Source organism: Candidatus Poriferisocius sp., from assembly GCF_965204015.1.
GTDB lineage: Bacteria > Actinomycetota > Acidimicrobiia > Acidimicrobiales > Bin134 > Poriferisocius.
Window position 1 is genome coordinate 2,161,080 of record NZ_OZ241965.1, and the last position, 12,566, is coordinate 2,173,645.

Annotated in this window: 14 protein-coding genes; 5 read left to right on the forward strand and 9 right to left on the reverse strand. The window is 63.5% G+C overall.

The window, feature by feature from the left end; all coding sequences use genetic code 11:
• Window positions 1-18 precede the first annotated feature (18 nt).
• Window positions 19-1,335, reverse strand: coding sequence for a xylulokinase (locus ACOGJC_RS09635; protein ID WP_419844786.1), 1,317 nt, complete (start codon window positions 1,333-1,335; stop codon window positions 19-21).
• 73 nt (window positions 1,336-1,408) lie between these two features.
• On the opposite strand from ACOGJC_RS09635, the gene ACOGJC_RS09640 reads away from it, so the two are divergent.
• Window positions 1,409-2,380 (forward strand): NAD(P)-dependent oxidoreductase, encoded by a 972-nt coding sequence (locus tag ACOGJC_RS09640; RefSeq protein WP_419844787.1) that lies wholly within the window; start codon window positions 1,409-1,411, stop codon window positions 2,378-2,380.
• Window positions 2,377-3,036 carry a class II aldolase/adducin family protein gene (locus tag ACOGJC_RS09645; protein ID WP_419844788.1) on the forward strand — a complete coding sequence of 220 codons (660 nt, stop codon included), beginning with the start codon at window positions 2,377-2,379 and terminating at the stop codon, window positions 3,034-3,036. The genes ACOGJC_RS09640 and ACOGJC_RS09645 overlap by 4 nt, the downstream gene beginning before the upstream one ends.
• Before the next feature lie 3 nt (window positions 3,037-3,039).
• Here ACOGJC_RS09645 and ACOGJC_RS09650 read toward each other — a convergent pair whose 3' ends face one another.
• Window positions 3,040-3,609 carry a nuclear transport factor 2 family protein gene (locus ACOGJC_RS09650; protein WP_419844789.1) on the reverse strand — a complete coding sequence of 190 codons (570 nt, stop codon included), beginning with the start codon at window positions 3,607-3,609 and terminating at the stop codon, window positions 3,040-3,042.
• 42 nt (window positions 3,610-3,651) lie between these two features.
• Window positions 3,652-4,227: a nuclear transport factor 2 family protein gene (locus ACOGJC_RS09655; protein WP_419844790.1), complete on the reverse strand. Its 576-nt coding sequence runs from the start codon at window positions 4,225-4,227 to the stop codon at window positions 3,652-3,654.
• A 73-nt stretch (window positions 4,228-4,300) separates the two neighbouring features.
• Between ACOGJC_RS09655 and ACOGJC_RS09660 the strand changes: the two genes are divergently transcribed.
• Together ACOGJC_RS09660 and ACOGJC_RS09665 are read left to right on the forward strand one after the other, a co-directional pair.
• Complete coding sequence (locus tag ACOGJC_RS09660) at window positions 4,301-5,449, forward strand: thiolase family protein (protein WP_419844791.1); 1,149 nt, start codon at window positions 4,301-4,303, stop codon at window positions 5,447-5,449.
• Window positions 5,446-5,862, forward strand: coding sequence for a Zn-ribbon domain-containing OB-fold protein (locus ACOGJC_RS09665; RefSeq protein ID WP_419844792.1), 417 nt, complete (start codon window positions 5,446-5,448; stop codon window positions 5,860-5,862). The genes ACOGJC_RS09660 and ACOGJC_RS09665 overlap by 4 nt, the downstream gene beginning before the upstream one ends.
• Here ACOGJC_RS09665 and ACOGJC_RS09670 read toward each other — a convergent pair.
• Together ACOGJC_RS09670 and ACOGJC_RS09675 are read right to left on the reverse strand one after the other, a co-directional pair.
• Window positions 5,859-6,272: a type II toxin-antitoxin system VapC family toxin gene (locus ACOGJC_RS09670; RefSeq protein ID WP_419848221.1), complete on the reverse strand. Its 414-nt coding sequence runs from the start codon at window positions 6,270-6,272 to the stop codon at window positions 5,859-5,861. The genes ACOGJC_RS09665 and ACOGJC_RS09670 overlap by 4 nt on opposite strands.
• Complete coding sequence (locus ACOGJC_RS09675) at window positions 6,263-6,487, reverse strand: CopG family transcriptional regulator (RefSeq protein WP_419844793.1); 225 nt, start codon at window positions 6,485-6,487, stop codon at window positions 6,263-6,265. Before ACOGJC_RS09675 ends, ACOGJC_RS09670 begins: the two co-directional genes overlap by 10 nt.
• Before the next feature lie 279 nt (window positions 6,488-6,766).
• Here ACOGJC_RS09675 and ACOGJC_RS09680 point away from each other — a divergent pair, with 279 nt between their 5' ends.
• Window positions 6,767-9,370: a hypothetical protein gene (locus ACOGJC_RS09680; protein ID WP_419844794.1), complete on the forward strand. Its 2,604-nt coding sequence runs from the start codon at window positions 6,767-6,769 to the stop codon at window positions 9,368-9,370.
• A gap of 87 nt (window positions 9,371-9,457) precedes the next feature.
• Here the strand turns inward: ACOGJC_RS09680 and ACOGJC_RS09685 are convergent, their stop codons facing one another.
• The 4 genes from ACOGJC_RS09685 to ACOGJC_RS09700 are packed head-to-tail and all read right to left on the reverse strand — an operon-like array spanning window position 9,458 to window position 12,557.
• Window positions 9,458-10,228 (reverse strand): SDR family NAD(P)-dependent oxidoreductase, encoded by a 771-nt coding sequence (locus ACOGJC_RS09685; protein ID WP_419844795.1) that lies wholly within the window; start codon window positions 10,226-10,228, stop codon window positions 9,458-9,460.
• Between the two features lie 57 nt (window positions 10,229-10,285).
• The gene (locus ACOGJC_RS09690) at window positions 10,286-11,971 is read right to left on the reverse strand and encodes an N-acyl-D-amino-acid deacylase family protein (protein ID WP_419844796.1); all 1,686 of its coding nucleotides are present in this window, start codon (window positions 11,969-11,971) and stop codon (window positions 10,286-10,288) included.
• Between the two features lie 50 nt (window positions 11,972-12,021).
• A complete protein-coding gene (locus tag ACOGJC_RS09695; RefSeq protein WP_419844797.1) occupies window positions 12,022-12,363 on the reverse strand; it encodes a hypothetical protein in 342 nt (113 codons plus the stop codon).
• 50 nt (window positions 12,364-12,413) lie between these two features.
• Window positions 12,414-12,557 carry a hypothetical protein gene (locus ACOGJC_RS09700; protein WP_419844798.1) on the reverse strand — a complete coding sequence of 48 codons (144 nt, stop codon included), beginning with the start codon at window positions 12,555-12,557 and terminating at the stop codon, window positions 12,414-12,416.
• Between the last annotated feature and the right edge of the window lie 9 nt (window positions 12,558-12,566).

A 12,566-nucleotide genomic window follows, 5' to 3' on the forward strand; every position in this document is an offset into this window, starting at 1 on the left:
TCCTCTTTTGCGCGCGCCTTACTGTGCAGCCTCGCTTTGAGAAGCGCAAGCGGCGCGCCATTGGGGGTAGCGGAGGTTGGCGGCCTCGGCCCAGTCGGCTCGGGGTTGAACCCTGCGACCGGTTTGGGCCCACCGGCGGGCTTCGGCCCAGTCGCTGGACTCCAGCCCGGCGGTGATGCGAGCCAGCCAGGCCGCTCCCCGGGCCGCCCCTTCGGGTACGGCGGTGACGTCCACCGGCAGGTTGGTGACGTCGGCCAGGGCCTGCATCCAGCGCTCGACCTGAGTGCCTCCGCCCACGGCCACAATGCGCTGGGGGTTCGTGCCCGACAAATCGAGGTGGTGGCGGACCACGAACCCGGCGGCCTCGTAGGCCGCGGCCAGCACATCGGCGGGGGTGTGGCCCACGTCCAAGCCGACCAGTGCAGCCCGCAGGTCGGGGTCGTGGCGGGGGGTGCGCTCGCCCCGGATGTAGGGCACCCACAACGGCACGCGGTCAGGGTGGGTCAGTTCGGCAGCCGGATCGCCAGTCAGGGCCCGAACTCGCTCCAAGAACAGGCCGCCGGCGTTGCTCGGCCCGCCGATGGCGGCCAGGCCGGGTTGGAGGTGGGGAATGGTCCACAGCCCCTCGGCCTCGGGCCACCCCTCGCCCACCGCCCAAGTGATGAGGGTGGTGCCGCAGATCACGAGCACGTCGCCCGGCAAGTCGGCCCCGGCAACGAGCTGCTCGGCCAGGGCGTCCACGGTGCCAGCAGCCACTGGGGCATCGTCTCGCTCGCCGATGGAGGTGGAATCCATCGCTAGATCAGGGAGCTTGCCGGGATCGCACCATTTGGCGTCCCACCCGTCAGCGCCGAATACGGGCAAGCAGGTCATGGCGGTGACCCCGTCGATGGCAGCGGCTCCGCACAAGGCGTGGCTGGCCACCGCCTGCGCCGGCCAGTAGGCGTGGGCGTTGGGCACGGCGTGCTCCAGCGAGCGCAAAAAGCCGACGAACTCGCCGTCGGGGTGGTGTCCCCGGTGGTCGCCGTACAGGATCCCCGGCGAGACCGGCATACCGTTGCGATCGACCGCGGCCAGTGACGGAACCATGGCGGCCAGGCCGATGCCCGCCACTCGGTGATCGGCCGACACCGAATCGCAGGCTTCGATCACGCCGGTATGCCATACCGCGGCGGCATCGTGCTCGAGCACCGCGGGAGTGGGGGCGTTGATCGCATGGGGGATGCGAGTCCGGGCGCAGACTTCGCCGTGGGCGTCAACCGCTATCGCTTTTACCGAGGTGGTGCCGATGTCGATGCCCACCGTCACCTCGACTGTCTCAGCCACAGCTGTCAACCGTAGTGGTCGGCCTGCGAAATGGCGCGGTGTCGATGGAGTGATCCGCGGCTTCGAACCCTACGCTCATAGCGTGAGCAGACCGAGAGCACTGGTAACCGCTCCGCTGCGGGGGCCTGGCTTGGATCGGCTGCGGGAAGTGGCCGACGTGGAGTTCGACCCGTGGATCGAGTACCAGCCCTTCCGTCTTTATCGCGCCGATGACTTGGCTGCTCGCCTGACAGCGGTGTCGGCCGATCTGCTGGTGTGCGAGGCCGACGAGTGCCGGGGGCCGGTGTTCGAGCAGCCGCTGCGGGTGGTGGCTTCGACCCGGGGCGACCCCACCAATGTGGACGTGGCCGGAGCCACCGCCGCGGGGATTCCGGTGCTGCACGCCCCGGGGCGCAACGCCGACGCCGTGGCCGAGATGGCGGTTGCGCTCCTGTTCGCCGTTAGCCGCCACGTGATTCTGGGCGACCGGGACATGCGGGCGGGCACGGTGTTTGGCGACTCCATCCCCTACCAGCGGTATCGGGCCTGGCAGATGGCCGGCCGCACGGTGGGGCTGGTGGGTCTGGGAGCAGTGGGGCGAGCGGCCAAATGGCGCTTCGAGGGCCTGGGGATGAGGGTGATGGCCTACGACCCCTACCAGTCCGACGCCGACTGCGACCTGGACGAGCTGCTGGCCGCCGCCGACGTGGTGTCGATGCACGCCCCGGTCAACCCGGAGACGAAGGGGATGATCGGCGCCGAGCAGTTCGCGGCCATGCGGCCGGGGACCATCTATGTGAACACCGCCCGGGCTGGGCTGCACGACACCGACGCCCTGGTAGAGGCCCTGGCGTCGGGCCATCTGGGGGGCGCCGGCCTCGACCACGTGCAGCGGGAGGTCCTCCCGCCCGACCACCCGCTGACCATGCTCGACAACGTGGTGCTGACCCCCCATGTGGGCGGCGCCACCTACGACACTGAGGTGAACCAGACCAATATGGTAGTGGAGGACATCTGCCGACTCCTGGCTGGTGAGCGGCCCTACCGATTGGCCAACCCGGAGGTGTGGCAATGAGCGACAGTACCGATATTCGAGCCCAAGTGGTGGCCGCCGCTCAGGCCATGGACGCGGCCGGGCTAGTGGTGGGCACCGCAGGAAACGTGTCAGGCCGGGCCGACGACGGGATGATCTGGCTGACCCCGTCGTCGCTCCCCTACGACCAGGTGAGCATCGACAACCTGGCGGCGGTGGACCTGGACGGGAACCCGGTGGAGGGCTCTTCCCGGCCGTCTACCGAGAAGGCCATGCACCTGGCCTGCTATCGGGCGTTCCCCGAGGTGGGCGGGGTAGTGCACTGCCACCCGATTCACGCCTCAATGTTCGCGGTGGCCCACAAGAGCATTCCCGCGGTGATCGAGGAGGTCATCGTGTACCTGGGCGGAGATGTTCCGGTGACCGACTACCGGCCCACCGGCTCCGACGAACTAGGCGAAGAGGTGGTGCGCCATCTGGCCGACCGCTCGGCGGTGCTGATGGCCAACCACGGGATGCTGTGCATCGGCGAGTCGCCCGAGCACGCCCTGCACGCCGCCCTGGTAGCCGAGCACACCGCCCGAATCGTCTGGGGCGCCAGCCGCCTGGGCGACCCGGTTGACCTCCCCGAAAAAGCCCTCTCCGACTTCACCGGCGTCTACACCTACCTCCGCACCGAAACCTGGGCGGCTTCTTAGCGATCAGACAGCGGCGAGGTCTAGGGGGGCGATTTCTTCGAGGCTGATGGGGCGGTTGGCGACGCCTTCGAAGGCGTCGTTGGCGGAGTAGACCTCTTCGCCCCGCAGGCGGGCCTCGGGATCGTCGAGATCGACTGGCCACACAATGCCCATGCGGGCTTGGGCGAGGTAGTAGGAGTCCACGTCGGGCACATCGATGCCCATGGCCTGGAGGGTGCGGCCGGGATAGGCCATGCTCATGACGCCCTCGGTGAACACGGCGTCGTCATCGGCGATGACCCGGTCGCAGTCAAACTCGAGACGGTGGGCGCCGGTCTGCACGATGCTGCGGTCGTAGAACCCACGGATGGCGTCGCGGGAGCCGCCGGGGCTGGCGATGGGATCGTCGGGGTTCGACCAGATGATGTACTGAGGCTTCTCGCTCAGGGTGGCCACCACCCCTTCGATGTCGGCCTGGGCCTCGCACTTCATGTGGGCCAGCACCAACTCCAGCACATGGCGCCGCCGGGGGTTGGTCTCAGCCTCCAGCTTCTCGGCCACCAGCCGCCACGTCTTGTTGGGATTCATCTTCATCGGCACTGCCTTTCACTCTGGCTCAAACGTAGAGGCTAATGGTCAAGCGCCGAGCGACTCCAAGGGAGCAATCTCGTCGAGGCTGATGGGGCGGTCGGCAATCCCCTCGAAACGGTCGCCCTCGGCATAGACCTCTTCACCCGACAGCCGGGCCTGGGGGTCGTCGGGGTCGATCGGCCACACGATGCCCATGCGGACCTCGGACAGGTAGTAGGAGTCAACGTCGGGAACCTCGATACCCAAGGCCGCGAGCGTGCGGCCGGGATAGGCCATGCGCATGACCCCCTCGGTGAACACGGCGTGGTCGTCGACGATCACCCGATCCAGGTCGAGTTCCCAGCGGTGGGCGCCGGTCTGCACCAGGGCGCGGTCGTAGAGGTTGCGGATAGCGTCCTTGGAGCCTCCGGGACTGGCGACGGGATCGTCGACGTGGGGCCAGATCTTGTATTGGGGTTTCTCGCTCAAGGTGTCGATCACCCCCTCGATGTCGAGCCGGAGCTCGCGCTGCATGTGGTGGAGCACCAATTGCAAGACATGGCGCCGCCGAGGGTCGGTCTCAGCCTCCAGCCGTTCGGCCACCAGCCGCCAAGATTTGTCGGGATCTATCTTCATTGCCACCGCCCTTGCTCCGGCTTCGACGATAGGGGCTGGGCAACGGCTCGAACACAGCTGACCATTAGTGTGCCCAGCGATGAGCGATCGGGAGTTTGCCGGGCAGACGGCCATTGTCGGTATTGGGGGCAGCGATTTCGCCGGGCTGTACCGCACGCCGGACCCGGAGCGGACCGGGGAGGCGCTGGCTACTGAGGCCATTGCGGCGGCTATTGCCGATGCCGGGTTGGACAAGTCGCAGATCGACGGACTCATCACCGGGGGGCTGGCCCATTACGAGCCGGTGGCTTATCGCACCGGGCTCACCGACGTTCGCTTCGTGGTGGACTACCCCCAGGCCGGGCGGATGTGCGCCATGGCGTTGATGCACGCCGCCACTGCGGTACACCACGGGCTGGCCGACTACGTGGTGCTGTTCAACTCGGTGGCGTTCCGCACCCAGGGCACCAAGTTCGGGGCCCAGCCCCAGGGGCTGCTGTACGACACGATCTACGGCATGGCCTCGCCGGGGGCGCAGTATTCGATGGGATTCACCCGCTACCAGGCCGAATACGGAGGCACCGAAGAGCAGCTGGGGGCCATCCCGGTGGCCATCCGCTCCCATGCCCGAATGACACCGGGGGCCATCATGCAACAGGAGATGACCATCGACGACTACTTGGCCGCCCGGTACATCGCCGAGCCGCTGCGGCTGTTCGACTACTGCCTGGTGAACGACGGGGCGGTGGCCTATGTGGTGACTACCGCCGAGCGGGCTCGGGACCTGGCTCATCCCCCGGTGCTGATCGCCGGCACCGCGGGGCGGGCCAACTTTCGGGAGTGGTATGTGGACCTGGGATTCTGGGACGCTGCCTGCCGGTCGATGAAAGCCGATCTGTTCGAGCCGCTGGGGGTGACCACCGACGACATCGACTGCCTTCAGGTGTACGACAACTTCAGCGTGTCGGTGCTGTGGGGGCTGGAGGGGTTCGGGTTCGCTCCCAAGGGCCAGGGATTGGAGTGGGTCCAGGACGGCCGCATCGCTTTGGGCGGTGAGCTGCCCATCAACACCAGCGGGGGGATGCTAAGCGAGTCGTACCTCCAGGGGTGGAACCAGCACGCCGAGGCGGTGCGCCAGCTGCGGGGCCAGGCCGGGGAGCGCCAGATCCCGGACTGCGACTGGTCGCTGTATTGGTGCCTGTCGGCATTACCGGGGGCATCGCTTTTGTGCCGGGACGGGTTGTTGTGAGCGGCGAAGCGGAGTACGACAAGCCGCTGCCCACGGTGACCCCCGAGGACCGGGAGTTCTGGGCTGCGGCCCGCGAGCACCGCTTCGTGCTGCCAAAGTGCCGAGCCTGCGGGCACGTATGGTTCCCGCCCTATGCCTCCTGCCCATCGTGCCTGTCGTTCGACCGGGGATGGACCGAAGCATCGGGACGGGGCACGGTGTGGGGCTTCACGATCATGAGGCAGCCCTACATCCCGTCGTTCGAGCCGGAGCTTCCCTACAACGTGGTGCTGGTGGAGCTGGAGGAGGGGCCGATGGTGTATTCCAACCTCATCGGCATCGACAACGCCGATATCGCCTGCGGCCTCCCCGTGGAAGCCGTGTTCGAGAACGCCACCGACGAAATCACCCTCATCAAGTTCCGCCCCGCCTAAGGAACGAGATCGAAGCCTTGGCAATGGCGAGGTTTCACTACCACGAAGTGTCGCCGATCAATTGTCGCAACCGTTGCGATGTCGAGACGCTCGGCGGCGGTCACGACCGAGGCATCGACCGTGCCCAAGGGCAAGTCGCGGTAGGCGTGAACCAGTTCGGCGATCCGCATCCAGTCGCCAGCAGCCACGGGCTCAACCCCTAAGTGGCCCGAAGCGATATCGCCCAAAAAGCGCACTTCGGCTTCAGACCCCAAGCGGGTCCCAACCAAGTAGCTGACCTCGGTGACCACCAACATCGGCACCACCAATGGGCCGGGGTGAGTCAACAGGAGATCAAGGCTGGCCGCGTGATGACGGTCGTCAGCATCGATGTAGGCGTAGAGAGGCCCAGCGTCGACTATCAGTGCGATGGCGCAACCTCGTTGGCCAGAATCTCCTCAATCCGTTCGGATATGTCGCAGCGGCCGCTGTGACCGGCGGCCGCGGCCCCAAGAGTTCTCTGCGCGCCCAGGTGATTCTGAATGGCCTCTCTGGTCAGCTCAGAAATAGTGATGCCTCGTCGCTCCGCTTCATGACGGAGACGGGCATCAATCTCATCGGAGAGCTTCACCGTGGTCCGCTTCATGTATGCCAGCATACCTACTTGGGCGGTACGTGACAGAATGGACTGCGCTAGATGGTGGTCATGCCGCGGGTATGACTGGCGATGTGGTTTCTATATCCTCGGATGTCTGCTTCGCCAGAGGTGTACTATCCCCCGCCAATGCGGGTGAGGATTGTGTCGGTTCTGGTCACTTTGGCCGTGCTGGTAGCGGGGGTTGCGCCGTCAACCGCCACTGCTCACGATTCCCAGGCCAGCGCGGCGCAGGGGTGCTTCGAGCATCACAGGTTCGGCGCCCAACCCGTGGACGTGGCCAAGACCGCCGATGGACTAACTGTGCTCGCCCAGGTGAGTTGGGGCTACCACGACGCCATCGGCTGCTATCTCACCCTCGACGACACGGCGATAGCCACTCTCCGAGCCGCCCCGCCGCCCCAGAGCCTCCCTGGACAACCCACCGACGCGTCGCGGCGGTGCTTCGAGCATCACAAGTTCGGTGCCCAACCCGTGGACGTGGCCAAAACCGCCGACGGCCAAACCGTACTAGCCCGACTCGTCTGGAACCAGCACGAAACCATCGGCTGCTACCTCGCCCTCGACAACACCGCCCTCACCACTCTGAGAGCCGCACACCAACAATCAATACCCGACCCAACACCCGACCCCGACCCGACGCCTGACGCCGGCACCGATGACGACGACAGCAATGGCAACGGTGCAATAGATGCCCCTAGCCCCACTGATATTGAGGTCGTGGCATACGGAGGCGTGATCCGGATTGACTGGAATGCGCCCGCGTCTGCCGGAGCATCGCCATTGACCGGTTACACCGTGGCCTACAAGGCCGACGCCTTCGATTGCCCCATTGAAATCGACGACACTTGGACCGCTCGCACCACACCGAGCACCTACATCGTTATGGGAGGCCTCAACTTCTTCAACGTTCATCTCCAAGAGTTCAACATTCATTATGTGTGTGTCAAAGCCAACTATCGCCAGGGGGACAGCGCCTGGACCGGCAAAAATATCCAATACTCAGCCAATCCCATCGAACCTTTAAGGAGAATCACCATATACGATGCAGTTCTTCATGCCGGTGACACAGGCCATTGGGTAGGTTCTCGAGGCAATCTCTCAGTAAAGCTCCATGTATGCACCGACCCCGATCTCGCCTACCTCATCGAACCGGACGACGTTGCTGCAATAGTCGAAGTGTGGAATCATTTGGAAGCCCCGTTTTATGCTTGGCAATCCTCTGGTCTGTTCACATTGCGAATGGAACCAGGTCAAATCATCAAATCGCCCTTACAGGACAGTCAACCTGAGACATTCCTTGGAAGAGGCAACCTGGCAACCGAGTGCCGTGAAGCTGTGAAAGATGAAACAGGTGTCATTCATCATTTTCTGACTTACAGCAAATTCCAGCCTGGAAGATACGCTGTAGCTCATAGCGGCGGATGGGGTGAACTCAATGGATTTGTAAGCGTAACCAACCTCAGACACAAGGTAGAGGGAAGCGATCCTCGTCAAGGCTCTACTTGGAGAATAATACTAGGCCCTATACAAATGGTTCGGAGAGGGCACCCGGCTGTCCTCTCGAGCTCCTTTGATACCATATCTCATGAGATTGATCACAACATCAGCATCCATCATGATTTTCATACTGAATTTGGAGAAACGCGATTCCCTATCGGTGCCACTATAGTTGCAGAAGAGGGTAGTGTCGGCACGGTGTTGGGAAGGCCAAATGGAAGATCAGAGGTCTACGCGTGCTATGAACTACAGAAACTTGGTTGGCCATTGGGCGAGGATAAGCCCGCTTGCTGGCGATATCCTCCTCATGAGCGAAACAGCTTCTATGCTCATGAGACGGAGAATGGCGGCATCGGCGTTGTTTGGGGAGACAACTCATTCCTACCCATAACTGAGCCGGTGACGGGCCAGCGCCTAGACCTCGACCATCGCGAGGTCCAAGAAGACGGCACTTTTGAATGGATTCGAAAAGGCTCCTATAACATCGATGCGGACGCAACCTCGTTTGCTCTGCCTCCACAACCCGTTGGCCGCTATCGAGTGACCTTGCGGCTCGCCTGGGCCTTCGCTGATGACGCGTTCGGAGGTTCAAGGCTAGTGAGTGTTGCCAATTCAACCGTCAGAGTAACCCCGCGACTTGCCGAACCTGCCTATGGCGAAGAAGAACCCATCGAATTGGAGTTGAGCTGGGCACCTGCACCGGATGCCACTCACTACGAAATAGCGAGAAACTCCCATTCTGAACTATATGATCGCTTTAGCTTTGAACCCCATGATGGTACTTTTACCGGTGGAAGCATTCAATCGACCATCAACCCTCAAATCGTACTCTCGGAATCATCGCTGTCAGCTCAGCCCATAACACGAGGCGAGTCTTATGACATAGTAATTTTTGCCTGTGGACCGTCTGGAACTTATGTGAACGATGCCGATCTAGGAATAATAGAAGATAGTCACTGTTATTTGTGGGCGACTGTAACGACAAACCATGAGTTTTGGAATTCAGTCGACAACCAAATTAGCCAAATTCCCAAACTTCGCTTCGTGCCTGTACTCCCCACCGATACATTTTTCAACGCTCTTAGTGATTACAATGGACCGCCCTATTATATTCACTGGAAAGAATTCCCTGGGGCTTCGCATTACCTATTGCACCTTCGTGAATGCACCGACACTTTATCACAGTGCATACCAACCGACCGGGCTCGTCGTTATCAGTTAACCGGCGTAAGTGGTAGAACTTCGATAGACATATTTGAATACGGAAAGCAATACCTGATTGAATTCCGAGCTTGCCTGCCTGAACAGCTGCACGAAAGCGATTGCGTGCTTTGGGAGGAGATCACATTTACCACGCGGACCCGCGCCGACTGATCTAGATCTAGAACTGACGGCAATTGTCGCCCAACAGAGCACGAGATAGCGGGGATCGCTTGGCAGTTGTGCCGAGACTTCTTTGCGCTAGATGGTGGTCATGCCGTGGGCGTGGCCGGCGGTGTAGCCGCCGTCTACGGGGAGGGCGACGCCGGTGACGAACGAGGAGTCGTCGGAGGCCAGGAAGAATGCGGCGCCGGCGATCTCCGAGGGGAGGCCCCAGCGCTTGAGCTTGTGCTGCTCCCGGATGCTGTCGGCGATGGGCCCGAGGTGGGGGATGACCGACTGGAACATGGGGGTGTCGATGAAGCCGGGGCAGATGGCGTTGGCCCTGATGTTGGCCGGGCCGTAGTCGTTGGCGATGTTCTTGGTGAGCAGGATCACCCCGCCCTTGGAGGCGTTGTAGGTGCTGCCCCCCTCGCAGCCTTCAAGGCCCTCGACGCTGGCGATGGTGATGATGCTCCCGGAGCGGGCCTGCACCATGGGCTTGAGGGCGGCCCGGCACGACAGCATGGTGCCCTTGAGGTTGATGTCCTGCACCCGGTCCCACTCCTCGACATCGAGCTCGTGAACCTGGCCGCCGCCAGCCACTCCGGCCGCGGTGACCAGCACGTCGAGCCGGCCATGCGCTTGGACGATCTGGCTCACCAGCTCCTCCTGGGCGTCGGCATCGCGCACATCCACCAGGTGGAAGCTCGATGCCGGAGCCACCTCGGCCACCGCTTTCCAACCATCGCTTTCGGCAATGTCGGAGCCGATCACCACGGCCCCCTCCTCGGCGAAACGCTCCGCGGAGGCCAAGCCGATGCCCGAAGCCGCCCCGGTGACCCACGCCACCCTGCCCTCTAGTCGTCCCATTGCCGTTGCCTCTCTCTTTAGTGCGATCGGGCGAATCGTAGGCTCGCCAGCGCGAGTTCAGACAGTCCGAGGGCCGATTAACGTGCCCGGTAGCTCGCCAGTGGGCTCGCCATCCCAGTAGGTGGCGACGCCGTTGGCGATGGTGGCACGAAAGCCGCCCGACTCCCGGCTGAACCGCCACGACCCACCGGGCACATCCCGCACCTTCACCTCTGACCCCAAGGAAACCTCGTCGAGGCTGAACACCGCCAGATCGGCGGCTTTGCCCGGGGCGACCACTCCCCGATCGGACAGGCCAAAGAAACCAGCGGTCCGCCCAGTGAGCACATGGACCGCTTCCTCCAGGTTCAACAGGCCGGTGTCGCGGTGGTAGTGGGTGAGCAGATGGGTGCTCTGACCGGCACCGCAGAACAACTGGAGATGGGCACCGCTGTCGTTGACGTTGGTGAGGGTGTGGGGCGAGCGGATCACCTCGGCCAAGGCCGGCTCATCGTGGACATCGGGCAGCGCCCGCAACGAAGATCCGATGCCGTTGTCCAGCAACCAGGAGGCCAGCGCATCGGAAACATGCTGACCGGTGTTGGCGGCGTGGTCGGCCAACGAGATCCCGAGCGGGCCGACACCGGTCTCGGACAGGGCGAATATCAGCGTGTGGGGGTGGTCGACCCGGGCCCGACGGGATTTCTTCCGGTTGTCCCAGTCGAAGCGGGCCTGATCCCGCCATGCGGAGTCGGCCAGCAAGGTCATCTTGTTCTCGGGAGGCCCGTTGACCAGGTCGTTCCAGGCCGGGACCCGCTGGAAGGTCAGCGCCTTCTCGAAATTGAAGTACAGGTCTAGCGGCCGGGTGCCCACCGTGGGCCAGAAGTCCACCCCCGCCTCTCGAAGGCGGCGGTCGAAGGCCAGCGTGTCAGCCCGGTAATCGGCCTCGTTGGCCATCGCGGGAATGGCAGTCCACTGCCCCCGGACGCCCCGAGGCCCGGCCATGGCGGCAAAGCGCTCCACGTCATGGAAGTTGTGCTCGGGCTCGTTGAACCGGGTGATGGCCTGGAAGGTGGCACCGGGATGGGCGGCCAGCACGTCGAACAGCAAGGCATACTCGTCATCGCCGGCATGGCGGCTGGGGACCAGCCGCAACGTGCGGTCGAGGTCGAAGCCGTTGGTGGACAAGCCGAGAGCGCCGGCAGCTAGGGCTTCGTCGAGGGCTTTGGCCATGGCGGTGCGTTCGGCTGGGGTGGCGGGACGCTCCCAGGCGGCGTCGCCCATCACGAAGGTACGCAAGCTGATGTGTCCGACGTAGCCAGCGATGTTGGCCGCCGTGTGCTGGGAGTCGAGCGCAGCCCGGTATTCCGGCCACGTGGCCCACGTCCAGGGGACCTCCTCCTCGAAGGCGACCAACGGCAGGTCTTCCAGGAAACAGAACAAATCCACCACCTCTTGGCGCTGGGGCCCGTCCAACGGCGCCATCGACATCCCGCAGTTCCCGAACACGGTGGTGGTGACCCCGTAGCTGGGCAGCGGATCAAAGGAGGGATCCCACCACATCGCGCCGTCAAGATGCGTATGGGTCTCGATGATGCCGGGGGTAACCAGCGCACCAGATGCGTCCAACATCCGCTCACCGTCGAAGACCAGATTGGGGCCAACTTCCACGATGGTGCGCCCCCGCACCCGCACATCAGCCCGCCGGGCCGGCGCGCCCGTGCCGTCCACCACCGTTCCCCCACGGATCAACAAACCTTCCATACCCCGCGACAGTACCGCCGCACCCCGATGTCGAGACAGGCAGAGAACGACTAAGCGGCTTCGGCGGGGGGATCGGGCTCCAGCTTGGCCTCAATGCGGGCCAGCCGGGCATCGTGGGCCCTCAGCTCGCCAGTGAACTTGATTTCCAGGCGGCGGAGTTCGGCGGTGAATTTTTCTGTGAACTTGATTTCCAGGGCATGTACTTCGCCGACGAGGCCGTCGACCTTGTCCTCCAGCCGGCCGAACCTAGCTTCTACAGCGGCGAAGCCAGCGGTCAGGGTGTTGCTCAGATTCCTGAAGAGCATGAACAGGTTTCTGAACAGCAAGAAAAACATGCCGAACAGACCGGCGCCCAAGACGCTGATCAATGTGGTGGTGATGGCGGTGTTCATTCAAGACTCCCTCGAAGAGGGTTGAAGAGGGGGAAGTGAATGGGAAGAGCCTAACAGGAAATTGCCAGCATTCCAGATGGGTCGGCACACGCCGACTCCCGGCACCATGAGCGGACCTGCTGCTGCTTGACGGTGCCGGGTTGGAGGCGGCCGATGCGCTCGTACAGCGGTGTGGCTGGTTCTTCGATAGTCAAGGCGCTTGG